The sequence below is a fragment of the Methanosarcina vacuolata Z-761 genome (assembly GCF_000969905.1).
GTDB lineage: Archaea > Halobacteriota > Methanosarcinia > Methanosarcinales > Methanosarcinaceae > Methanosarcina > Methanosarcina vacuolata.
Window position 1 is genome coordinate 1,874,446 of sequence record NZ_CP009520.1, and the last position, 22,903, is coordinate 1,897,348.

General features: G+C 36.2%; 20 protein-coding genes, 1 tRNA gene and 1 pseudogene. 13 read left to right on the plus strand and 9 right to left on the minus strand.

The genetic code is table 11. The features are described from left to right. Window positions 1-247 precede the first annotated feature (247 nt). Both MSVAZ_RS07850 and MSVAZ_RS07855 read left to right on the plus strand, forming a co-directional pair. Window positions 248-2,107 carry a pentapeptide repeat-containing protein gene (locus MSVAZ_RS07850; protein ID WP_198146818.1) on the plus strand — a complete coding sequence of 620 codons (1,860 nt, stop codon included), beginning with the start codon at window positions 248-250 and terminating at the stop codon, window positions 2,105-2,107. 660 nt (window positions 2,108-2,767) lie between these two features. Next, window positions 2,768-3,742 carry a hypothetical protein gene (locus MSVAZ_RS07855; RefSeq protein WP_048119976.1) on the plus strand — a complete coding sequence of 325 codons (975 nt, stop codon included), beginning with the start codon at window positions 2,768-2,770 and terminating at the stop codon, window positions 3,740-3,742. 175 nt (window positions 3,743-3,917) lie between these two features. Here the strand turns inward: MSVAZ_RS07855 and MSVAZ_RS07860 are convergent, their stop codons facing one another. After that, the gene (locus tag MSVAZ_RS07860) at window positions 3,918-4,172 is read right to left on the minus strand and encodes a CatA-like O-acetyltransferase (protein ID WP_052727917.1); all 255 of its coding nucleotides are present in this window, start codon (window positions 4,170-4,172) and stop codon (window positions 3,918-3,920) included. A 22-nt stretch (window positions 4,173-4,194) separates the two neighbouring features. Here MSVAZ_RS07860 and MSVAZ_RS07865 point away from each other — a divergent pair, with 22 nt between their 5' ends. The 3 genes from MSVAZ_RS07865 to MSVAZ_RS21165 all read left to right on the plus strand — a co-directional run bounded on the left by MSVAZ_RS07865 (window position 4,195) and on the right by MSVAZ_RS21165 (window position 6,878). Further along, window positions 4,195-5,325 (plus strand): right-handed parallel beta-helix repeat-containing protein, encoded by a 1,131-nt coding sequence (locus MSVAZ_RS07865; RefSeq protein WP_048119978.1) that lies wholly within the window; start codon window positions 4,195-4,197, stop codon window positions 5,323-5,325. Between the two features lie 709 nt (window positions 5,326-6,034). Then, a complete protein-coding gene (locus MSVAZ_RS07870) occupies window positions 6,035-6,493 on the plus strand; it encodes a hypothetical protein (RefSeq protein ID WP_048119980.1) in 459 nt (152 codons plus the stop codon). Window positions 6,494-6,641: 148 nt separating this feature from the next. After that, window positions 6,642-6,878 carry a CRISPR-associated endonuclease Cas1 gene (locus MSVAZ_RS21165; protein WP_052727918.1) on the plus strand — a complete coding sequence of 79 codons (237 nt, stop codon included), beginning with the start codon at window positions 6,642-6,644 and terminating at the stop codon, window positions 6,876-6,878. A gap of 623 nt (window positions 6,879-7,501) precedes the next feature. Here the strand turns inward: MSVAZ_RS21165 and MSVAZ_RS07880 are convergent. Beyond that, the gene (locus MSVAZ_RS07880) at window positions 7,502-7,714 is read right to left on the minus strand and encodes a DUF4177 domain-containing protein (RefSeq protein ID WP_048119981.1); all 213 of its coding nucleotides are present in this window, start codon (window positions 7,712-7,714) and stop codon (window positions 7,502-7,504) included. 386 nt (window positions 7,715-8,100) lie between these two features. Here MSVAZ_RS07880 and MSVAZ_RS07885 point away from each other — a divergent pair, with 386 nt between their 5' ends. After that, complete coding sequence (locus MSVAZ_RS07885) at window positions 8,101-8,412, plus strand: winged helix-turn-helix domain-containing protein (RefSeq protein ID WP_048119983.1); 312 nt, start codon at window positions 8,101-8,103, stop codon at window positions 8,410-8,412. Between the two features lie 268 nt (window positions 8,413-8,680). Continuing rightward, entirely contained in the window at window positions 8,681-9,073 is a 393-nt protein-coding gene (locus MSVAZ_RS18785; RefSeq protein WP_052727919.1) for a restriction endonuclease, read from the plus strand. 379 nt (window positions 9,074-9,452) lie between these two features. On the opposite strand, the gene MSVAZ_RS07895 is transcribed toward MSVAZ_RS18785, so the two are convergent. Further along, window positions 9,453-9,537, minus strand: a tRNA-Leu gene (locus MSVAZ_RS07895). Between the two features lie 96 nt (window positions 9,538-9,633). On the opposite strand from MSVAZ_RS07895, the gene MSVAZ_RS07900 reads away from it, so the two are divergent. After that, window positions 9,634-10,389 (plus strand): MBL fold metallo-hydrolase, encoded by a 756-nt coding sequence (locus tag MSVAZ_RS07900; protein WP_048119985.1) that lies wholly within the window; start codon window positions 9,634-9,636, stop codon window positions 10,387-10,389. Between the two features lie 604 nt (window positions 10,390-10,993). Then, window positions 10,994-11,338, plus strand: coding sequence for a hypothetical protein (locus MSVAZ_RS07905; RefSeq protein ID WP_048119987.1), 345 nt, complete (start codon window positions 10,994-10,996; stop codon window positions 11,336-11,338). A gap of 78 nt (window positions 11,339-11,416) precedes the next feature. On the opposite strand, the gene MSVAZ_RS07910 is transcribed toward MSVAZ_RS07905, so the two are convergent. From MSVAZ_RS07910 to MSVAZ_RS07920, 3 genes are all read right to left on the minus strand, one after another. After that, window positions 11,417-12,757: a glycosyltransferase gene (locus tag MSVAZ_RS07910; protein WP_084626101.1), complete on the minus strand. Its 1,341-nt coding sequence runs from the start codon at window positions 12,755-12,757 to the stop codon at window positions 11,417-11,419. Between the two features lie 195 nt (window positions 12,758-12,952). Next, window positions 12,953-13,987 (minus strand): glycoside hydrolase family 130 protein, encoded by a 1,035-nt coding sequence (locus tag MSVAZ_RS07915; protein WP_048119991.1) that lies wholly within the window; start codon window positions 13,985-13,987, stop codon window positions 12,953-12,955. Window positions 13,988-14,274: 287 nt separating this feature from the next. After that, window positions 14,275-16,680, minus strand: coding sequence for a glycosyltransferase (locus tag MSVAZ_RS07920; RefSeq protein ID WP_048119993.1), 2,406 nt, complete (start codon window positions 16,678-16,680; stop codon window positions 14,275-14,277). Between the two features lie 1,311 nt (window positions 16,681-17,991). Here MSVAZ_RS07920 and MSVAZ_RS07925 point away from each other — a divergent pair. The 3 genes from MSVAZ_RS07925 (at window position 17,992) to MSVAZ_RS07935 (ending at window position 19,561) form a co-directional block, all read left to right on the plus strand. Further along, window positions 17,992-18,633, plus strand: coding sequence for a hypothetical protein (locus MSVAZ_RS07925; protein ID WP_232316255.1), 642 nt, complete (start codon window positions 17,992-17,994; stop codon window positions 18,631-18,633). A 193-nt stretch (window positions 18,634-18,826) separates the two neighbouring features. After that, window positions 18,827-19,003, plus strand: a complete 177-nt coding sequence (locus MSVAZ_RS20190; RefSeq protein WP_157206042.1) for a hypothetical protein — start codon at window positions 18,827-18,829, stop codon at window positions 19,001-19,003. A 285-nt stretch (window positions 19,004-19,288) separates the two neighbouring features. Continuing rightward, entirely contained in the window at window positions 19,289-19,561 is a 273-nt protein-coding gene (locus MSVAZ_RS07935; protein ID WP_048119995.1) for a hypothetical protein, read from the plus strand. A 531-nt stretch (window positions 19,562-20,092) separates the two neighbouring features. On the opposite strand, the pseudogene MSVAZ_RS20195 reads toward MSVAZ_RS07935, so the two are convergent. The 3 genes and pseudogenes from MSVAZ_RS20195 to MSVAZ_RS07945 form a co-directional block, all read right to left on the minus strand. Beyond that, window positions 20,093-20,369, minus strand: a pseudogene (locus MSVAZ_RS20195) (hypothetical protein); the annotation flags it as partial. 224 nt (window positions 20,370-20,593) lie between these two features. After that, on the minus strand, window positions 20,594-20,899 hold the full coding sequence (locus MSVAZ_RS07940) for an MscL family protein (protein ID WP_048119997.1): 306 nt from the start codon (window positions 20,897-20,899) through the stop codon (window positions 20,594-20,596). Window positions 20,900-21,449: 550 nt separating this feature from the next. Further along, on the minus strand, window positions 21,450-22,094 hold the full coding sequence (locus MSVAZ_RS07945) for a hypothetical protein (protein WP_048119999.1): 645 nt from the start codon (window positions 22,092-22,094) through the stop codon (window positions 21,450-21,452). A gap of 397 nt (window positions 22,095-22,491) precedes the next feature. Here MSVAZ_RS07945 and MSVAZ_RS20200 point away from each other — a divergent pair, with 397 nt between their 5' ends. Then, window positions 22,492-22,638, plus strand: a complete 147-nt coding sequence (locus MSVAZ_RS20200; RefSeq protein ID WP_157206043.1) for a hypothetical protein — start codon at window positions 22,492-22,494, stop codon at window positions 22,636-22,638. The last annotated feature ends 265 nt before the right edge of the window (window positions 22,639-22,903 follow it).

A 22,903-nucleotide genomic window follows, 5' to 3' on the forward strand; every position in this document is an offset into this window, starting at 1 on the left:
TGTCACTACTATAAATTTACTTTTATAGATCAATCTAAATTTTTATTTCAGTCGAATACCCCGCTAGCTTGCTGCGGGGTGCGCCAGCGCAACTTTGATTAATATTTATATGTTAGTGTTTAATTCAACGTAACAAAACAATAAATTCTTTAATTTAAAACAACATGGAATAATAACTAATGATAACCCGAAATACACGTAATGTGGTATAAAAATGAAAGTTCGGACTTTAATTTTTTGTATTATATTGTCAACCGTAGTAGTTCTCTTATTATCTACAGCAACTCAGGCAACCGAATATAGAGATGTTAAAGCGGAAGAAATATTAAAACAGATTGAAAATAGAGAAGAGGTGAATCTTACAAACTGCCACATAACTGGTGAATTTAACGTAAGTACAATTAAACTTGAAACTGTCCCAAACCCATATTTTTATAAATTATTGAATGAAGGGTATGGCCAAAAAACTATTATTTCTTATGGAGTAAATGAAAATTCAAGTGTTATTAAAAGCAATATTACAATAAAAAATTCAACTTTTGATACTTATACAGATTTCTCAAATGTTTTATTTAATAATTCTGTTTCTTTTGAGGGAACAAATTTTTTCACTGTTAACTTTTGTGGTTCAACTTTTAACAATTATGCAGACTTCTCTAATGCAAGTTTTGATAAATTTTGCAATTTCTGGGGGGTGAATTTTGGCAATAATGCTACCTTTAGAGACGTGATTTTTGGTAATTCTGCGAATTTTGGGAGTGCGATTTTTAGCAATAATGCTACCTTTATAAATACAACCTTCAATGATTATACAGACTTCTCTAATGCAAGTTTTGGTAATTCTACGAATTTTAGAGATGCAACCTTTGACGATTATACAGACTTCTCTAATGCGAATTTTGATGGTATTACATACTTCTCTAATACGCATTTTGGTGATTTTACAGACTTTTCCGATGCGAAATTTTGTAATTTTGGTAATTTTACATGGGTGAATTTGGGCAATAATACTACCTTTATAGATACGATTTTTGGTAATTCTGCTAACTTCTCTAATGCGAATTTTGGTAATAATGTAAACTTATGGAATGCAACTTTTGACAATTATACAGACTTCTATAATACAACTTTTGATAGTTCTGCAAACTTTATGGATGTAAATTTTGGCAATTATTCCAATTTTCAGGATGCGCAATTTGGGGACTCTATAAAATTCTCTTGGACAAATTTTGGCAATTATTCCAATTTTCAGTATGCGCAATTTGGGGACTCTATAAAATTCTCTTGGACAAATTTTGGCAATTCTGTTACTTTCTCTGAGGCTAATTTTGGTAATTCTGCTGATTTCTCTAATGCGAACTTTGGTAATTTTATGAATTTTCAAAGTGTGCGGTTTGGCAAATTTGCTACCTTCATTGATATACGTTTTACCGATACTATCAAATTCATAGTGCCAGATGCATCTGAAAATATAATAACTGACGGAAAAACATGCTCATTGTTCAGGAAAAACTACGATAGTGAAACACGATATAAAGACGCAGACAACATATATTACAACTATCGGATACATGACCAAGAAAGAAAGAGTAGGAGAGATATTTCAAAATGGATTGATTTTATTTGCTGGATTATCTGTGGCTATGGTCTAAGACCCTGGAATGCTATTATGTGTGGTTTTGGAATTATAGGTTTCTTTTCTATTGTGTATGCAAATCCTATTATATACAAAAAAATACCTATCCCTTTACCCCATATATCATTAAAAAGAAGCAATAGGTTAATACCTTTTATAGATTTTAAAAACTCTACAATTTTGAAGATATATATTCCTGTATCTTGGAATATATCATGGGAAAAAACAAGTGATCGAGTAGTAACTGTTAAATTTCAAGAACCTGCTATTGTAAATGGTTGTAATCAGAGGCAAAAGGTATCTACACGTGATATTGTTAGCTATAGTATTAGAACATTCCTTTTTATGAACAATGGAAAATGGTACAATCGAGATAATTTCGGAAAATGGGTCATTGCTGAAGGAGTTCTTGGCTGGAGTATTCTGGGGATTCTTATGGCAACTATTACCAAGTTGATTATAAGGATTTAATATATCTTACAGTCAGTGTGTCTATTTTTTGAAAAATCACAAATCTCGATAAGTTATTCAGTAAAAAATTCAATATCTTAAGAATTAAATTACATTCAGTATACAAAAACTCGAGGATTGCAATAGTCATTTTAATGTTAACAGATTCCTTGATTGAATACAAATGGATGGAAAAATTATGAAACAGAACGAAAAAAAAACATTCAATTTTTTAGCTTCAACCAGTTTGTTATTGTTTATTGGAGACTTTTTATTATTTTCTGGTTTTTTGAATGATGGTGGTCAACTGTCATCGGAATCAATGTCAAATTTTGACGATCCTATAAGATATTAAAAAGTCTCGTTTATTGTTTTTCATCTTTGTGTTGATGACTACTGTACAAAGTTCTTCATCCGCGACATATGAATATATCTAATTTGGTCCCGTTGTAAAAAATCTGGCTTTGTTAAACATCAGTGAAAATTTCCACAGTTGGGAAAGTTAATCAATCTCTCCACGGAGAAAATGGTACACAATCGAGGAAATATTATTTTTGCAACAGAACCCAACCGTTGGACCATTTTACTTCATAGCTGGTATGTGTATGTTTTGTACTTCATTATGATGCCATCATTCGGATTGTATAAATTATTTACAACAGATTGAAAATTGGAGTTAAAATGAAACTGCCACTGAAAATTATATATATATTCTTAATCTTCGCTCTGCTGACATCGTGTGTAGCAGCAACTAAAACCAAAGATCTCCCGACAAAAGAAGAAATAACTGATTTTATTGCTGGTATACCAGTATCTGATAACTATATTATCACAGTATTTAATGCCGTGATAGATAAACAGCCGACATGGAACTGTGATATATGGGTAGATAAAGATGGTAATCAGCTACTCAGTTTGTATTATGTAGATCCAGACTCAACAAAAGGATACGGTAGCATATACTTCAATGAGTTAGGAAAAGATATCTCCAGGCAAGACAAGCAAGGACTTGAACTCAAACTGGTAAAAATATATGTAGGAAAGTCTTTATCTGAAGAAACAACTGATGATTATAATACAACTACTGTAAACAATTATGATAGTGAAGAATCTGAAATCGCAGAACCTGAACCAGAAAAACTTGCAGACACATCAGATGAACTGGCGGAAGAATCTTCTACAAGTGTGAACTTTCACGGTGAAAAAACGTCAGTCATTAAGGGAGAAGATATCCTGCTCAAGCTTTCAGCCGTGAATCCTATCACAAAACCTATCATGCATGTCCAGGCAATTATTATTCCTCCATCTGGGATGAGTGTCTCTTCTTCAGAGTTTGTCGAGTCTGGCGCGGGACAGTACACAACTACATATGACCTTGAACCCGGCAGGGAAAAAGATATTGAAGTGAGAATTGCAGCCACCCAAGTTGGTAATTTCAATGTCATAGGCAGAGTAATTTATTATTTTGGAGAAAACAAAAAGGATGCAGTAGCTGAAACTCTTAATCTTCCTATTCAAGTAAACAAAGCTCTAGGTACTCAATCCTCCACGCTTGAGGATAAGTCAGTTACCATTCCTGTTCCTGATATACCTGGATTTGGAGCGGCAAGTCTAATAATGATGTTAATGCTTGCGTTTTTATTAAGAAGAAATTGAATCAAAGTTGCGTGGCAAAAGTTCATTGAGAAAGCTTTGGCTATTACGGTAAGAATGATCATCAATATATATTGAGCAAATTTTAACTTCTTCAATTATATTGAAGTTCTGCTGAACTCCAACCTTTAAGAAAGCAAAATTAGTGAACCACTGGTCTTCACATTATGCTTATACTCTACACTTCATCTGGGTATTTCTGCAGCTTATCCGCAAGTTTGCCAATATGAATACCATCAACAAATGCATGATGAACCTGGACTGCAAACGGCATCATAAATTTGCCTTCTCTTTCCTGATATTTCCCCCAATCAAATATTGGCTGCGCTTTTTCCTTATTTTCAAAATACGTGTGCAAAAGTGTCTTTGTAACAGCAAATATAAAAGTCTTAAAATTAAAACACCTCAATAAGAATCCAATTTTCGTTTTCAACCTCATGGAACCTGCATAATATATGACAAACGTACTGACTCTAACACCAGGAACATTTCTTCAGAGTAGTTTTGATAAAGTCGGCGATGGCCGGAAATACGAAGAAATAGAGCTCAAAACGACAGGAACGAAAACAACATTTACGGCCAAAACCCCTATTCAGCTACATCCTGGCACGACCATAACCGGAGATGAAAAAGCAATCATCCAGCTAATACCATATGCTTCGACGTGCCTCTGGAAGCCACAGGTACCAGTTTTCAGTTTCTCTGGCGAAAATTATCTGTTTGAAGGGTTCACGTTTGATGGGCTGGCTGATAAGCAGAGTGTGCTTCATGGGAAAGGTTACCATAATCTATTTGGAGGAAACAGAGCTTCAAAAGTCAAAATTCGGAACGTGAAAATTCAAAATTCAAAGGGTGATGGTGTCAGGATTCTGGACTCAAAAGACGTAACTGTCTATGGAAACAAAATATACGGCGTCGGACATGATGGTTTCTATTGTGAAAGGTGTGTTGACGTAGAAGCTTCAGGAAATGAGATCTATACAAGGATCAATTCAGGCCTGCGTTCTAAAGGTTCCAGGAATGTAATTTTCCACGACAACATAATAAAGAGCACTAAGAAGTACAAACCTCGTACAGGCCCAGGCATTCAGGTAGAAAACTCTAGGGCAAACGAAACTACATCGAATATCCAGATACTCAACAACGTTATTGATGGGTGTCAGGGTCCAGGGATCTGGGCTGCTGGTCATACTGCTCCTGCTTTAGATGCAGCAACCGGACTTACAATTAAAGGGAATACCATAACAAACTGTGGACAAATGCCTGTATTTGAAAACAAAGAAACTGCTGATAGACTTTCAGCCGTTGCCGGAATATGCCTCGATGGGTGGACAGAGGTAGACATTCGGGAAAATGTCCTGGGTGGTAACTGTAACGGCATCCGAATAGGGACCTACATAACTACTTCTGCGGGATCCGGGTATGTTTTGCGTCTTACAGGCAACGAAATAAAGAATACTGTAGCTCCTTTTAATAGGGATGCGTACGCAGGGTATGCAATCGCTGTTACGGTGCCTGGTAAATTCAATGTTATAAGTGAAGGAAACACGTTCAGCGGGAACTTAAAAGATGTCTTTAGAACTTAATTAGAAATGGGGTACTGTGAAGTTGATAGTACTCTCTATTGGATCATCGGTCATGCGTCTTCGGTTAAGTAAGGGATTGTGACAAACTGCGTCATAATCTACAGAACTTCCCCTACACTGCTTATAGAAATAGAACATTTTTTGTTATGGCAACTTTAAGGAAAAAAATACTGCGATAATTTTACAGTTGCATACACTTTTTTAAAGATACCTGTAGTCACGAGGCTAAATAATGCAACTGCCCAATAGATACAATGAAGTTTTCTGTTGCAACAATTACAGGCGTGACGATATATTCCACATTAGATATTATCCCACATTAGATATGCGGGGATATAGGTAACTCAAATTTTTTGTACGCAAGTGCAAGAGTTACGCACAACCATATTTTTTAGAAAATTGTCCCAAAAAATTAGTTTATTTTTATAATCCCTGTTAAATAAACAACTCGAATTTTTTTACATAATTTTGTATAAAAAATATACAACCAATTCTTAAGTCTTGAATTCTTGGCTACTCTAATATCGTATTATTTATAAATCGTTAGAATGATTCTCTTGTAAAATGACTCGTTTTTATAGTACCCTAAGACTTTACAGAACCCTAAATCAATAGCTTTAATACAAGTGTACTATGAATGACCGGATTATAAAAAAATTTTTAAACCTTTAAATAGTTATAACGTTTTATCTATCGGGGATCGAGTTGAATGTCGTTATTGGATGCGCTTAATAGCTTGGATCAAATAAACTGGTTTGTCTCCATATTAATTGGCATAGCAATCAGCGTTGTGGGTAATTTAATAACACCAGCAGCAAAAGATTTATTGAATAAACAGTCAGAGAAAAGAATAAATGAGAAAATAAAACATCTAGAGCAGGTTAAAGAGGAAATTAATAATTATGCTGCAAATCCTCTTCGACTTATTTCTTATGTAAATGAATCTCTTCTTCAAATGTTCGTATTATTTGCTTTTGCAAACGTTCTTAATTTTATTAAATATTTTACTGATCCTTTGTACTTGTTAACTCAAATGATCACTGTTATGCTCTATTATTACGCGGCTATGATAGCTTTAAAGACCTTATCGACTTGTAAAAAAGTTAGGGATATAAATAAGCAAACCACTCTCATAAATGAAGAAATAAAAAAGCAGAAATCAAATTAGGTAACTGACTTTCCGCAGATGTTCATTCAATTTTCACAATTTTTCTTGCTATCGTTTTTTCTGAAAATTACCCTGCTTATTCAAGCTTCATTGAAAGATTCTAACCTCTATTTCCGGAAGTTTCAGTTGAGATAATAATTGTAAATTATTGAACAAATGCACAAAAACGATAGCCGAAAAAATGTTCTTTTTTTCAAGACATCTGCGGAAGGTCGGTTTCAGGTTCCTTGTGGATCTGGCAGTTATCAGCCTTATTGAAAGTGGAGCTATGGAAAGTAAGGATTTCATAAGGACAGAAAATTACAATCTGAGGCTTAAACCTACAGGAGCCAGGAAGATTGTTAATGAGTTTTCTAATATGCTGAACAAAAAAGTAAGTTACTAGGGAAAAGAAAGCATCTGGAGTTATGTTATTTTTCTGAAGGTAAGAGAATTAGCCCATTATCTTACAAGCAAAAAGGAAAAATTAGACTTTGTTAAGCCTGGATATGAAATTGAGAGAATTGATTCTTCTGAAATAAGGCAAAAAATCCTCAATATTTCTTATGTTGATTGGAAGAAATTAGGGTTTTCTAAAGGTACTTTACATTACATGAAGCAGAATGCCAAGTCAGATAAACCCTTTACTCTTAATGTTCATGTACTGGAAAGAGTGAATAAGTGGGAGGCATTGGTTTCAAGTCAAAAGTAAAAAGGTGTATACTTTTACTGTAAAATGTAAAAATGTAAATTTTACAGTAGAATAGTAAAACGGCATCAAGAGCAATTGTAAATTTTACAGTAAAATAGTAAAACGGTATTATGAGCAATTGTAAATTTTACAGTAAATGAGCTGATCCCAAAACTCAAAATAACCTATTAGAATCTTGATTCTGAAGTAGTTAACCGAGATGCTGACAAGAAGATAACTTCTGAGAACTTTTATGTATTTGAGATTAAAAAAGGGTTTTGGGATGATCTCTATAATTAATCCGTTAAGTAGATGGATTGAAATTTATTTTATGATTTTTACTCCAATCTTCTTTTAAAAAAATGATTCATTTTATTGTCAAAATGTGTAGTTGATACCAGTTCCCATCCATCTTTTCCTAGTTCTTCCATGACACTTATTGTGGATCTATTTTCTAATTCGATATCTTTTCCATTTGTGAATGAAAGGAAACAGTAGTGTCCTTGTGAAGTCTGTACTGTTTCGTAAACACAATATTCGTATTTTGTCATAATGCATCGCCGTATGATTATATAAAGTGAAGACTTCTTAACTTTATCTGTTATTTATTAGGGCTATTTTTGTATATATTACGTAGAACAATATATAGAATAAAGTTTCGAAAAAATATCCATCCTATCCTCAAATGTTTGCCGGTTTTGCGGAGGAACCCGGTATTCAATTTAAACCCTGTTTGACTAAAATAGCTGGGAACAATTTTATGTATATACCCTCCTTTTTTAATCCACGTTGCAAATTAAGGGAGAGGTTGGAGATATGGAAAGGATAATTAAAAAATACGAATCCGAAACCTTCCCAAATTAAAATCAATTATTTTTCATGATTATCTAACAATAACCTAACAAATTAATTATACTAGATTCTCATTCTTCCATACATGGCAATTCCTGATTTTCAAACAATAATGCTTCCTTTATTGATACGCTTAAAAGACAAACAAACTTATAAAATTAGTGAATTAATTGAAATATTAGCTGATGAATTTAAGCTTACCGACGAAGAAAAAGAGATGATGTTTGAAAGTGGAAATAGTAAAATATTTAGGAATCGTGTAAGGTGGGCACGGCTTTATTTGAAAAAAGCTGATTTGATAAATGATCTGACTTTCCGCAGATGTCCATTCAATTTTCACAATTTTTTTTGCTATCGTTTTTTCTGGAAATTACCCTGCTTATTTAAGCTTCATTGAAAGATTCTAACCTCTATTTCCGGAAGTTTCAGTTGAGATAATAATTGTAAATTATTGAACAAATGCACAAAAACGATAGCCGAAAAAATGTTCTTTTTTTCAAGACATCTGCGGAAGGTCGGATGATCCAAAAAGAGGTTATTTAGTAATTACAGAACGGGGCTTAGAGGCTCTAAAATCAAACCTTAAAAAAATAGATCTTCGTTTTCTTGAACAGTATCCTGAATTTATAGAGTTTAAATATCCTAGTAAAGATAAAGAGGAAACTGTGACTAAAGTTTCTTATTCTGAAGATGAAAACGTTGATGAGAAAACCCCTGATGAGTTAATAGAGGAAGGCTTTTCCCTTATAAGAAAAAGTTTGGCACAAGACTTATTATCGCGATTAAAAGAAAATTCGCCTCATTTTTTTGAAAATGCCATATTACTTTTATTAGAAGCAATGGATTATGGTAAAGGAAAAGTAACAGGAAAAACGGGGGATGACGGAATAGATGGAATAATTCATCAAGATAAACTAGGCTTAGAAACTATTATCTTTCAAGCAAAAAGATATGCAGAAGATAATACAGTTGGATCCTCTATGTTAAGAGATTTTATAGGAGCTTTAGATTTAAAAGGTGTTACAAAAGGTGTCTTTATAACTACATCAAAATTTTGACCAAACGCCAAGGATTCTGCTTCTAAATGCCGCAAGAATATTAGGTTGATAGATGGGAGTGAATTTGTTCAATTGATGATAGATTATAACATAGGGGTTAGTACTTACAAGACGTATAATCTCAAAAAGTTGGACTCTGACTTTTTTATAGAGTTTGACGAATAACCCTCATTTTTTGTAGATAGTTCTTTTGTTATGTTGTCGATTTAGGAATTTGTACTCAGAGTAGCGTACAAAAAAATCGACTTTTTTATTAAAAATTCATTATAAAAAATAAGTCTATTTTTTGATTAGGGCAACTTTTTAAAATGAATCGGTTGTGCAGATTTCTTACACATGCGTTGCGTTTTTTCAAGTTACCTATATCCCACATTAGATATGCGAGGGGTGGGATTTGAACCCACGAAATCCTTCGATACCGGATCTTAAGTCCGGCGCCTTTGACCGGGCTGGGCAACCCTCGCTCTTTGAAGAAAAGCAAGTTTATTTGAGCCGCAGAAATTCGTCATGCGGACATGCTTTAAATAAAGTTAAATTATTTAAAGTTTATTCTTTAGCTCATGGAAATTACATTTCTTGGCACTGGAGTTGCAATCCCTCAAAAAAATAGGGTACAGTCCGGAATACTTGTAAGGTTAGACGAAAAGCCATTGCTTATCGATTGCGGAAGCGGCGTATTGAACAGGTTTCCTGAGGCTGGGGTTTCCCACACTGATGTGGATACAGTGTTGCTTTCTCACCTCCACCTTGACCACGTAGCTGACCTGCACCCTCTCATAAAGGCAAACTGGCTCCGCGGAAACACGAGTATGAAGGTCTACGGGCCTGAAGGAACCGAAGAATGGTTTTCAAAAGTGATTGACGCTTATGAATATCTCCAGGAAGAAGTGGACGTAGACGTTATTGAGCTCGCCCCCGGAAAAGAATTTACTCCCGAAGGATTCGATTGTGAGATCAGTTGCACGGCAGCCGCGCACAGCGTTCCGACTCTGGCTTACCGCGTGACTGGAGAAGACGGGGAATTCGTTTACTCCGCAGACACCGAGCCCTCAAGAGATGTAATGGACCTTGCATCCGAGGCCGATCTCCTGATCCACGAGTGCTCGTTTCCATCGGACATGAAAGTCACAAACCATACAACTCCCAGCTCACTTGCCGACATCCTGGAAGAGTATAATAATGAAATCGGAAGCATCTGCCTTACACATTTCTATCCGGAAATGCGGGGACACGAAAGAGAAGCAGTGCACCGCCTGAAAGGATATTTTGAAGGAAATGTGATTCTTGCCGAAGACCTCATGAAACTTGAATTATGATAAGCACGAAGAGAGATGTGAAGTATAGAATAATCCATGAGGTACAAAGTGAAATCTCATCTGTAAACAAAGGCTATACTGTTAAAAGGAGAGGCAATCCGAACAATAGTAAATCCTTCGGCAATCCTCGAATTTTACTCTTCATCCCTCCTCTTAAAAGAAGCTAAACTCAGAATTGGGTAGTGGGGGTGAGTCATCGACTAAATCTGAAAAAACAAGCTCACACTCCATGTTTGAAATAAATATGGAGAGATTTGGAGGCTCTTGGTTTTCAATAACTCACCCCCACGACCCAGAATTGTTATTCTTGACTTATACATTTCTGGATTTACTTATCAAATCATCCGACTGCATCCTGTCAGGTGAGTATGCAGCTCTATGATTAAATATCAGAAAAACAGATCACTTTCATACAGAAAAAGCTCTGAAATACCGCCTGTATGCGTTTAGTCTGTATATATTTATCATGTATGAAATCCCAGCTGCACACATCTATCGTATCTGAAATATGATTCTCATGCATCTATTATCTCCAAAACATCTCCAAAACACCTCCAAAACATATCCGAAACACAAATCTATACTTTTATCACTGGTGATTATCATGGCAAGAATACTCTCAGAAACGGACATTGGCATTCTGAAAACCGTTGCTCCAGAGTGCGAGGGGTATCTCTGTTCAGGCTCGGGAATGGCTTATCGTTCCATACTCCCTCCGCTGGCAAACCACTATGCAAAAGATGCTCAGGATTTCCTGCGGCGAATAAAACTACTATCTCGATATGACCTTGAATATCTTGTCAGGCTAATCTTATCAGGAGAAGAAAGCCTTGGCTGCGTACCGCTCGAGTATATCGAGCTTTTCATAGAAAATGTCTCAGAAAGGCTGGGTGAGGAAATGGCGACTCAGGTGAGGGATTCCTATAACCGTTCAGAATGCCCGGATTAAATTTTTATTAGTTAAGGTAAAAATGTAAAAAATTAAGATATTGTAAAAAGTAACAGTCTCAACTCTACACAACCCTGCTCAAACTCTCCCATATTTATCTTCAAGTCTTTCAATATCGTCTTCTCCTATATAGTCTCCCTGTGCGATCTCAATGAAAACAAGGTTTTGACTGCCTATATTCTTAATTCGATGAACCTTATTCACCGGAAGATCGACTGAATCTCCGGGAAGAACCCTAATTTCACTTCCGTTTTTGGTTACAAGTCCCTCTCCACTGATTACGTACCAGTGCTCGCTTCTATGAGAATGGCGCTGGAGTGAAATTTCACCCTGGGGAAAAACAGTAAGGCTTTTGACTTTATATCCAGGCTTATGCATAAACACCTCATAAAAACCCCAGGGCCTTTCTTCTTCACGTTTACACTTTTCCAGAATAGTTTCATACACCTTAATGTAATCATCTACCATTCTATCAACCGAAAAGCGTTTTTCCACATTTTCTCTGCATTTTTTACGGGATATGGATCCAAGTTTTTGCACAGCCTCGGCTGCCTCATCAACACTATTGACAAGAAATCCAGTCTCTCCATCCCGGATAAGTTCAGGCATTGCCCCCCTGTTTATCGCAATTACCGGTGTCCCGCTGGCCATAGCTTCAACTATGCCAATTCCGAAAGCCTCTTCATAATTAATCATATGCAGTAAAGCATAGGCATTTGACAGAAGTTCCTTCTTAAACTCAGGGTCAACATGCCCTTCATAAATAATCTGTTCATTATCCAGATAAGGCTGGACTTCTTTTTCAAAATAAGCCTGATCTGCAATGAAACCAGCAATTCTAAGTCTTCTGCCAGTTTTTTTTGCGACCTCTATTGCTTCCCTTACGCCTTTATCTTTATGCAAGCGCGATAAAAAAAGTAGATAATCCTGGGGTTTCTCATTGAAGTAAAAGCTTTCTATGTCAATTCCGTGACGAACCGTTGCTATATAGTCCAGGTCATTGCATCGGTAGGCATCACTTATGGATACGTAAAAAGTTCTATTATTGTACTTTTTATATACAGGCAAAATTTTCCGTGAAGAAATGCCGTGGATTGTTGTTACAACAGGCGTGTCCACAAGTGTACTGTAGGTCAGAGGAAGATAATCGAAGTGATTATGGATTATATCGAATTCCTTTGCTCTCTCGAAAACTTCTGATATATGCAGGCCTTCATACACTTTTCGGATCATATCCTTGTCTTCTTCATAAGGTCTCGGGCATACAGCATGAAGCTTCGCTGCAGTGTGAGAATCTGCTGTGGCAAATAATGTAACGTCAATACCTCTTTTTACAAGTCCTTCAGTTAATAAAGATACAATAGATTCCCATGGACCATATTTTTTAGGCGGCGTGCTCCAGGCAATCGGAGACAACATTGCAATTCTTATATTAATACCCCCAAAACCACTCCATATTCCCCTAATTTAATCCTTGTTTTTAATTTTACTGTTTAATTGTTGATTTTTGATTTTTGATTTTTGATTTTTGATTTTTGATTTTTGATTTTTGATTTTTGATTTTTGATCTTTATATTTTGATTTTTGATTTTCATACCCTATTTTTTATTTATCTCATTTCAATTTTGAATAGCCTCTTTTCGGGTCAGTGGAACTTTCTATATCTTCTTCAAACCACCGGCAATACTCATCAGGGCACTGTTTCTCAGGACACTGGTGAATATATCTCAGGACATCTTGCACTTTTGCGATAGCTAACGATACGGAAGTATCCGCACTCCCGTAATAAATACGAATTTCATCGCCAACAAGTACCCATCCGCAGGGGAAAACAACGTCATTGACGTCTCCACTGCGTTCGTACATTTCACGAGGCCCGAAAACCCAGCCTTCAGATCTGTGGAGCACTTTCCTGGGGTCATCAGGGTCAAGAAGGGCAAGTCCAAGCCGGTAACTTGCCTTAGCTGTTGTCTGGCGTACTCCGTGGTACATAATTAACCATCCGTCAGATACACGGATTGGCTGTGGGGACAGGCCTATTTTGTTCGCGTCCCACCACCCACCTTCTCTGGCATATAGAAGAACCTCATGTTCTCCCCAGTATTTCATATCAGGCGAAAAGGAAATCCAGATATTTGCTTTTGCACCCGCAATGTTGGATACAGGTCTGTGTAACATTGCCCATCTGCCATTAAACCTTACAGGAAAAACTGCAGCGTCCTTGTTTTCAGGAGGCAGGGTAGCTCCCATTCTATCAAAATTCCGAAAGTCCTCAGTAAAGGCAAGTGCAGTTAAAGGGCCTGAATCCGAAAAAGCCGTATATGCCACAGCCCATTTTTCCATCTCATCTATATACGTTATGCGTGGGTCTTCGATACCATATATCTCTTCAGGGTAGCTTACAGGATCAGGAGCAAAGGTTGGTTCTGGATCAATTTCCCAACCATAAATTCCATTCTTACTCCTTGCTATTGTAAAGTGAGAAAAACCCCTGTGATCTTCGACCCTGACCAGTAACAGTGTAGTGCCATCAACTATAGCAGCTGCAGGATTAAAAACTGAATGGGCCCTATAAGGCCAATCGTCAACGGTTAATATAGGATTTCTATCGTATCTTACAAATAACTCCCCATGGTCTTTCCAGATCATATTGTTCTCTCATCCCCCAGATCATTTTATTCTTGCTCCCCAGATTATATTTCACATTCCTCAGATCATTTTATTCTTGCTCCCCAGATTATACCAGATTATATTATTCTCACATTCCTTAGATCATTTCATTCTTGCTCCCCAGATCATGTTATTCTCTCATTCTCAGATCATGTTATTCTCTCATTCTCAGATCATGTTATTCTCTCATTCCCATACCATGTTATTCTCATTCCCAGATCATATTCTCTGACTCTCGGGATCGTATACCCTTTTACTTTCTTCTTTCACTCAACCTGATTTGCTGACAAAAAACTCTTTCTTTTCTGCAGAGTTCTATCATCTACCTCGTCGCTTACCCTGGACTGCAATATAGTACTGAAAGCTTTATCCATATGCTTATTTAAAGAGGTTAAAGCCATAAGGAAGCAAATTACGGATTCTGCGCCCTGGTTACAATTCATACCATCGCGGTTGAGCCCATCACAGACCGCGCCTGTGGAATAATCATACATAACAGTTTGCAAACGATTTCTTCCAAGGAAGTATTCAAAAGAATATCTTGCAAGTTCCAGATACTGCCTGTCATGTACAATTTCATAAGCTGAAACATAGGCTTGAGTCAGATAACCTGCTTCGATGGGTTGCTGGTCAAAAATAGGCTTTTCCCCATTGTAAGAGTACCAGCCCTGGTTTCCAACCATGTCAAAAAAGTCACCTTTCCACTGGATCTCAGTAAGAAAATCCAGAGTGTCAAGGCCGACCTTACGATAAGTTCGGTCTTTGGTGTAATTGTATGCCAGTAAAAGGGATTCACTAATTTTTGCATTACTATAGGTTACCGTAGGTTCGAACCAGTTCCAATCTTCTTTGTGGTTAGCCTCATATAAGTCGACCAGAGAATTCGCGTATCTGACAAATATGGATTCAAAGGTATCTTTACTTAAAAGGGAGTCTACAGACTTGACGGCATCCCTGCGCGAATTAAATACCGATTCAAATTCATCGGTATCCACACCTGCCCTGAGCATTTCAGATAGGCCGCACATGGTATAGGCTTTTGCCCTTGGATAATTAAGCTTCTCCATCTCAGGCCTGGCTCTGCTCATAAGGGTATGGGCAAGCGTGCGTATATTTTTTGACAGATAAGGGCAGCTTACCACATGCCCAAGACCGTAGATAGCACGTCCGAGAGTATCTTCACTTCCTTTTTCATCCAGAAATTCCCGTTTATAGCTCATGAAGTTGTGGAAGTGACCCGTATCGGTCTGGGCGTGTTCAAGAAAACTCATATATGTGGTAATTAACTTCCAGAACTCTTCGGCTTTCTTCTGATTATCTATTAACTGTGTCAGTGCAACAAGAGCTCGGCCCACGTCATCAGTACTGTATCCGTAATGACGAGCCGGTACACCTAGATTGGTATGCTGAATAATGCCCACGTCGTCGGTTAACAATTTCAGGTAATCAAGTTTTACTTCAGGCAGCTGGTTCGGAAGGAAATTAAACTTTTTCGAAGTGGAGTAGGCACTGGAATAAGCACTGTAATTCTTTAAAGCCCTGGTGAAAACCTTATTATATTGTTTACCTACGTTTTTCCATGTCATTTTTCGACCAAAATCATATGCCTTTTTGCGCATCTTATCACACTCTTCTGGATTTTTGATTAAATGCAAAAGAGATTTTCTTAAACCGCCTGTGTCTCCGAAATCTACAAGCAAACCGCGATTGTCAGAAAGCATTTCCTGAGCATACCAGTATGGAGTGGAAACTATTGCCTTTCCCATACCAATTGCATAGGTCAGAGCGCCGCTTACTATCTGCTCTCTGGAAAGGTAAGGAGATACGTAAATATCACTGGCAAGGATATAATTACAGAGTTCTTCTTTCTCGACAAATTTGTCATGGAATACTACATTTTTTTCAAGTCCGAGTTCTGAGACCTTGTTCTGGAGGTATTGCCTGTATGTTTCTCCAAAGTTCTTTTTAATTACAGGATGCGTAGCACCCAGTATGAGGTAAACTAGGTCAGGGTACTGGCTTATGACTTCAGGAAGAGCATCAAGCATACTTTCGATACCTTTATTCTGGCTCAACAGGCCGAAAGTTAAGACAAGTGGAGATCCCTTCAGGTTCAATCTATTTTTATATTTACTGCAGTTGTTAAAAGGGTAGTCAGGTACTCCGTGAAAGATTAATTCTATTTTATCCTCAGGAACTTTATAAACGTCTTTTAACATTTTGACTGCAGTCTGGCTCATTACAATCAGCTTTTCGGAATACCTGATGAGTTTTTCCGTGGATGCTCGATACTCAGGTTCAGGTTCTCGGATTACAGTATGCATTGTGCTTATCACAGGTTTGTTGATTCCTGAAAGAAGAGTAAAAATATAGTCTCCCGCATTTCCCCAGAAAAGTCCAAATTCGTGCTGCAGACATACGATATCAATATCAGATTGGTTTATATAATCCGCAGCCCGGTAATAATCCTCGATCCTGTCCCTCTGTATTTGAAAAACGACTTCTTCAGGATAAATATGGGTCTCAGAGGGATCGTTCAAAGCAATTACTTCACAGTGAACGTCATTATCTTCCCCATACACTGAATTTAAAAGATCAGATGTGAATGTGGCAATTCCACACTCTTTTGGAACATAGGTTCCTATAAATAATACTTTCAATTGCTTATTCAATTAATACCCCCACACTTAAAGTGACTCAGTTGCATTCTCTGATTCTTACTAGCTGTATAGTTTTCCAGTTACATGCTTCATGTTCTCCGTGAAACCATATTATCTGCATACTAATCCTCATACTATGCATCACAAAATTCATTCGAGCTTGAATAAAGCTATATATATTTTTCTTAAATACATGACTACCGTGAAAATATATAGCCAAATATCCATAAAATATAGCTCTATACCAGGCACAGGTAATCACTAGTATCTTGAAAATTTAGTTATTGGTCACATGTTAACTCTGAATCGCTATCTGCTGATGAAAAGCTATCAAAGGTTTGCTCAATAATTAAATTTTCATGACACTGGTAACTCAGATGATTACTAAATAGCGATAGATTTATGGTCCCCACCCAATCACTCACTTCGCTAAATTTCAACAAAGTAGGTAATAAAATACTGATTAGACACTGATTAGACCTAATAATTGTATTCGATGCTATTTAATATTATTTATAAATATAATTGCTTGTGTTAACAGAATAAGTTCAACAGAAAATTGTGGAAAGATAGTGCCTGAGAAGCTATGAAATGGTTTTTTCTATCACTGGTCTTTTTCCTAATCAGCACCAATTCAATACTGAATTTTAGCTTTTGTTCATTGTCTTTTCTGTTAGAATTTTTTTCCAGTGATTTGTTTGAAATTCTTTAACATGTGTTGATTTTTTATCCACACTGGCTTTATCCAAATCTGAATATATTTATGCATTAATAGTAAAATATAAAACAAAGATATGGAATTGTTCCAATTTTTTGAGTAAAAAACCTGAGTTTTAGACTGAAGAATACTGAAAGTTAAAAGAGGAAAAATTTCTTAGAGTATAATTTCTTAGAGTATAATTTCTTAGAGTATAATTTCTTAGAGTATAATTTCTTAGAGTATAATTTCTTAGAGTATAATTTCTTAGAGTATAATTTCTTAGAGTATACTAACTGATGCATTATAGGTTTTAATCGCAGCAAATAGGTCTATGTTATACAAAAATTTTAGAGAATGAGAATATTATTCTAGGTGCTATTCCTTCCAAAAAAGAAACTTGCTGTTCAGCCAGCGTTTTTATAAATATGACCATTTAATTCACTTAAGAAATTATGACGAAATTATGCTGAGAAAGCTAAAATGTCTTTTTTAAATACTCAGACTTTTATATTTAATGTATAATACTTTTTAGTGTAGTGTATATATGAATCAAGGTATAGAAGTCAATTATGAGATAATCAAAGCATTAAAGCCTGAAAAATAGTAATAAAGCAGGTGATTGTTTGAAAACCGTCTTTGAAAACCATCGAAATCCTGATCTGGCAGGGAGCCGAAGGTTTTTAAAACTGATACAATATGAGCTGTTATCCCTCGCTATATGTGTCGGCCGTGCTGTCTCAAAAGTTCTCGATATTTGTGCCTTCCCTGAGCTTATGGATCATTTATGGCAAATTGTCAAAACTAATGCCCGGGACCTTACCACAATAGAAGAAAAGGAAGCTCGAAGCATATTTGGAGATAAAATTGATTACCAGAAGGTACATATCGACGAAGCTTCGTTTCTCGCTTGGTTAGGGACAAAGCTAAAGAGATGCTCAGGTATGGGGATTACAACTTTTCATACAATTAACTTCAATAGAAAGCTTAACACGGCAGCAGGCAGCTCCGATATGAAATGGCTTATACATGAATTAACTCATGTGGCGCAGATGGAACACACAGGTTCGCAATATCTGGTTGAAGCATTTCATGCTCAGGCAAGTGAAGGATATGCATATAGAGCTGGGGAAAAAAAGCATTTCCATGAGTATAATCGTGAGCAGCAAGCTTGTATTGTTGCAGATTATTACATTTCACGCTTTTCGGGCGGCTCAACTGCAGATTATGATTCATATATTGCAGAACTGAGAGCTGGGGCTTTATAAACTTTAATAGAAAACATAATAGAACCCTTAGCTACTCTTGAGTTTTCCAATTAGTTTTCAAGCTGAATACATAATGGTATACATTTATTATTTAGTATCACTTGGACTCAAAACCGATTATTTCCTATGCTTCAAATGCCGTAATAAATCAAGAAGGTGAAGTGGAAAGAATCAATCACTGGGTAAATAAAAAGTGGAAAAAGAGTGGAAAATCGGTGGAGATATTTATATACCAATGAAAAAAACTCAAATTTCTATACGAGATTGGAAGGAAAAACAGGTAGGAATATATCTGAGAAACCAGAACATCAAAGATGAGACTTTTGATTATCAGTATAAAAAAAGAGCTGAATGTGAAAAGATACATTGACATATTAAGGGTACAGTAAAATTCGATATCAGAAAGGTAAGAAATCAGAGTAGAAAACAAAACTCTACTCTCTATTGAGTTTCATAGCATATCAATTACTGGTGTTGACAGAAATGCAAAATAAGGTTGGAGATAAGCATTTATTTGGGAAGTACTTTTAAAGAAATGGATATCAAATTAGATTAGAGGTTTTAAAAGCTAATTTGAGATCTTATTATGACAAATCTATTTGTTTGCGTATCTTCATAAACGATAAAGTACAATAATATTTTGGGGTGAATAACTATGCATAAATTAATGAAAATAGTGGGCTGTATCTTAGCAGCAATAGGACTTGCCTGCGTTATAAAATATATAATGCATTGCAAAGAATGTTGCTGTTTGTCTGGTTGGCATAAAACAAAAGCAGAAGACGAAAAATCAACTGGTTCAACTGTATCGCATGGAATAAAAGTAGAGGATGAAAAACCAACTGGTTCAACTGTACAACCTGAAACAAAAGTAGAGGATAAAAAATCAACTGGTTCAAGATACGGTTCTAATCCGATACGTTATTGAATTCTACAGAATAATAATTGTACCAGTAACTTTTTTGCAAAAAAGCTTGACCAAAAATTTGACAGCTATATGTAGTATAGTTTACCGCAAGCTTTTTGCAAAAAAGATTGACCAAAACCAGTAGACATATGGAGAGTAATTAATAGCAAGCACGGTGATTCCCCTAATTTTTAAGAAGATCTGCATTCAGTAAGCTTGCCAAGAGTCACATGACTTTATGACTTTTATATTTTAACTCCCTCTCTAATTTCCCATTTAATTTTCATTGACTTGATAGTTTGTACCCTTTTGGGGGATCCTTTTCTCTTGACATTATTAAATTATCTATTGTTTGGAGCTGTTACTACATATTTCTTCCAATTGATTCCCTTTTTTGAATATTTTTGACTTGAAATTTTTGTTTTCTCATTATCCACTTTGATCAATGGGTAATTATTGAGACTGTCCTGCATTTTTACTTTCAAAATTGAATACTTGCCGGTAACCATGAAGAAAATTCAGTAAAATCCTACTCATATTTTTGTCAGGAACCCTCAATCTGCTTGCTCTTGCTCTTGCTCTCATATCATTATCCTGGTTCAATATTCTTGCAACCTATCCACCCCGCATTCAATATATTCAATGGATTATGAAACTTCATGATCAAAATGGCACCATGAAGTGAAATCTTATGAAATTTCATAAATGTTATCTTGTACGACAACAGAATAAGCATCGTAAGCATAATCAATGCCATCTGGTGATGCCATGCATTTCAGCTTCTCACTATGTATTCAGATAGTTCACAATATCCTTTTACAGTCAGAAAAAGGGATGTAAACCTTCAAACCATTCACGAAGCTAAATAATGCAACTGCCCAATAAGGTACAATGAAGTTTTTTTCTGCAATAATTACAGCGTGACTATATGTGATAGAGTCGCCAACAAATCTAGATGCCATCTCTGGCTCAATTCATCAGAGAAAAAAGTTCATTGAGTGGAAATTGAGGGACTTCCACTCAATTTGAAGAGGATACATTAATACTTTTAAATTACTTTTTTTCCACTTTTTCTTCTTTTAACACCATTTTTGCAATCATGAAGACCACGAATGCAATAATTACAAAATTTATCAGTTCTCCCAGAAAAGCCCCCCATCCCAGTACTATTGGCCCAATTTCTAGAGTTGCAGTTTTCCAGGCTCCTCCCGGCACAAAAAGTGTGATAATCGGCATTACGATATTATCCACAAGAGACTTTATAAGAGCCGTGGATGCGATACCCATAATGAAAGCAATTGCAAGTGGAATTACCTTGTATTCATAAAGAAAATCCTTAAACTCACTTAGAAGCCCCATATTACCCCTCTCAAACAGCGAAATGACATATGAAATAAAAATAATTATAAAATTATCACTGTTCAATCCATTTATTCTTTGCATCCTTTATTAATAAATTGTCCAGGAATGAATTTCATATTGAAGTTATGACTGAAAATCAGTTTAAGGAATTATTCGATTGCAAGTAACTGGTAAAAATCCAGGGTTTTGAAAGTTGGGAAAAATCGTCATCATTTGAGAGGACAAAAACAAACATAAAATGAGAGTTAACAGAATTAAAATTTAAACTTATAGAGGGAAGTGCGCCAATTTTCTGTAAAGTCACAAATGTTAAAAAGTTATTGGGTAGAAAATTCCATGCCTAGCTCAACTCATTAGATAAAAAAGTTCATAGAATGGAAGGTGAGAGATTTCCACTCAATTTGAAGAGGACACGAATTTTTCCATTTTTTCAAATTTTTCAAATTAATTTTGGAAAAAGCCGGTCGTTTCCGCACGACCGGTGAGAGCCCGGGGTTTTGAGATCGATATATTTCCAGCAGGGGTCACTGAAAAGATATTTATGGTTTTATTCCTTTTTTTCCAGGCAGATAAGCTCTTCGGCGTATGGAAGCGTCTCTTTTATCCAGTCGCAGAACTCCCTCCACTCATCAAGCTTGTGGTAGCGGCGCTGGAAGTAAATGTTTCTGAGCTCAGCATAATTGGTTATGACGGTCCTTTTCTGCAGAAACGCACTCGGCAGGTCCTGGACGAGTTCTCTGAAAATCGCTTTCCGGTATGCGTTGTCCTCTTCACTATCTCCCTCACGGGATTTGTAGGCTTTGATAAGGTCGTTCAGGTGCCGGATCTGGTCGTTCCTATAATCTGTCAGGGTGTCAAACGAAAAATCGTGAGGTGCGAGCTCCTTGCTGGTCAGCTTGTGCATTGTTGAAGTGGAGTTCTTTTCTGCGAACTTGTAGGTGTCAAACTCTTTCCACCAGTAGAGAGGGGCAGTCAGGTCAAAACAGACCGTAATGAACCTTAAAAATTTACCGTGCTCGTTCCCCGCAAGGGTCAGGCGCTGGGCCAGGTTCAGGTCCTTTTCCCCGAGCTTGCAATTTCCTGCCTCATCAGGCTTACTGCTGTCCATAAGGTGCCAGGAGTTCATAGGGTTCCGCATGCCGAGAATGGCATAATAGATATTGTATGTACCGTGTAATTTCATCTTAATCATAAAAGCGCCTCTTAAACCCATTACAATAAGCAATTTATAAATTTGTTTGTTGCAACTGTTGTAAACGATTCATCAATCGAGGTGATAAGCAATTTATAAATCTATCCATGACAGATAAACTAACTCGTGTATACGGACTGATTTTTAACAAATGAAATGGTTTAAACAAATCGATTTATCTTGAAAAGCTAACTATTTTTAAAAAACTAACTATTTTTAAAAAGCTAACCATTTTTAAAAAGCTAACCATTTTTAAAAAGTTAACTATTTTTAAAAAACTAACCGACTTTAAAAACTGAAAAACTGAAAAACTGAAAAACTGAATTCAGTAGTTTAAGAAATAGCCATCGTTTTCCGGGGGGAAATTATTTAAGAAAAATAGGCGCCTTCTTAATCCATGCTTTATCCTTTCAAGTATAACCTTTCTGCAACATCTGGATATTTCTATTTGACAATGAGTAGTGACATTGTATATTATCAGTACGAGCCTGTTAACCTGGAAAAACTGGTAATCCCCTCTAATAAGAAGGAAGAAACCTCGTAAATATGAAATCTCTTGATTTTGAGTCAATGTTTTTGAGACAAAACTTCGGGCTATTTTTTTCAAGCTCGTTATGGTCAGTTATTATCGAATCCGTATGGTTCACATATTTTAATTAGGCCCAATGAATAAAAATAAATCAGGTATGCTCTTTTTCCACTTTAACCTCTATTTTTTCCAGGCTATTTCGTGACACTGCCTCTTGCGTGGAATCTCCGGATAAAGGAAAGTGGCTTTTTTCTCCGATCTTACATCCATAATTCTCATA

Excerpts from the sequence above, each read along its gene's own strand:
- MSVAZ_RS07855 (WP_048119976.1), top strand. The coding sequence starts at position 2,768 with ATGAAACTGCCACTGAAAATTATATATATATTCTTAATCTTCGCTCTG.
- MSVAZ_RS07865 (WP_048119978.1), top strand. The coding sequence starts at position 4,195 with ATGACAAACGTACTGACTCTAACACCAGGAACATTTCTTCAGAGTAGT.
- MSVAZ_RS07870 (WP_048119980.1), top strand. The coding sequence starts at position 6,035 with ATGTCGTTATTGGATGCGCTTAATAGCTTGGATCAAATAAACTGGTTT.
- MSVAZ_RS07880 (WP_048119981.1), bottom strand. The coding sequence starts at position 7,714 with ATGACAAAATACGAATATTGTGTTTACGAAACAGTACAGACTTCACAA.
- MSVAZ_RS07885 (WP_048119983.1), top strand. The coding sequence starts at position 8,101 with ATGGCAATTCCTGATTTTCAAACAATAATGCTTCCTTTATTGATACGC.
- MSVAZ_RS07900 (WP_048119985.1), top strand. The coding sequence starts at position 9,634 with ATGGAAATTACATTTCTTGGCACTGGAGTTGCAATCCCTCAAAAAAAT.
- MSVAZ_RS07905 (WP_048119987.1), top strand. The coding sequence starts at position 10,994 with ATGGCAAGAATACTCTCAGAAACGGACATTGGCATTCTGAAAACCGTT.
- MSVAZ_RS07910 (WP_084626101.1), bottom strand. The coding sequence starts at position 12,757 with ATGTTGTCTCCGATTGCCTGGAGCACGCCGCCTAAAAAATATGGTCCA.
- MSVAZ_RS07915 (WP_048119991.1), bottom strand. The coding sequence starts at position 13,987 with ATGATCTGGAAAGACCATGGGGAGTTATTTGTAAGATACGATAGAAAT.
- MSVAZ_RS07935 (WP_048119995.1), top strand. The coding sequence starts at position 19,289 with ATGCATAAATTAATGAAAATAGTGGGCTGTATCTTAGCAGCAATAGGA.
- MSVAZ_RS07940 (WP_048119997.1), bottom strand. The coding sequence starts at position 20,899 with ATGGGGCTTCTAAGTGAGTTTAAGGATTTTCTTTATGAATACAAGGTA.
- MSVAZ_RS07945 (WP_048119999.1), bottom strand. The coding sequence starts at position 22,094 with ATGATTAAGATGAAATTACACGGTACATACAATATCTATTATGCCATT.
- MSVAZ_RS20200 (WP_157206043.1), top strand. The coding sequence starts at position 22,492 with ATGCTTTATCCTTTCAAGTATAACCTTTCTGCAACATCTGGATATTTC.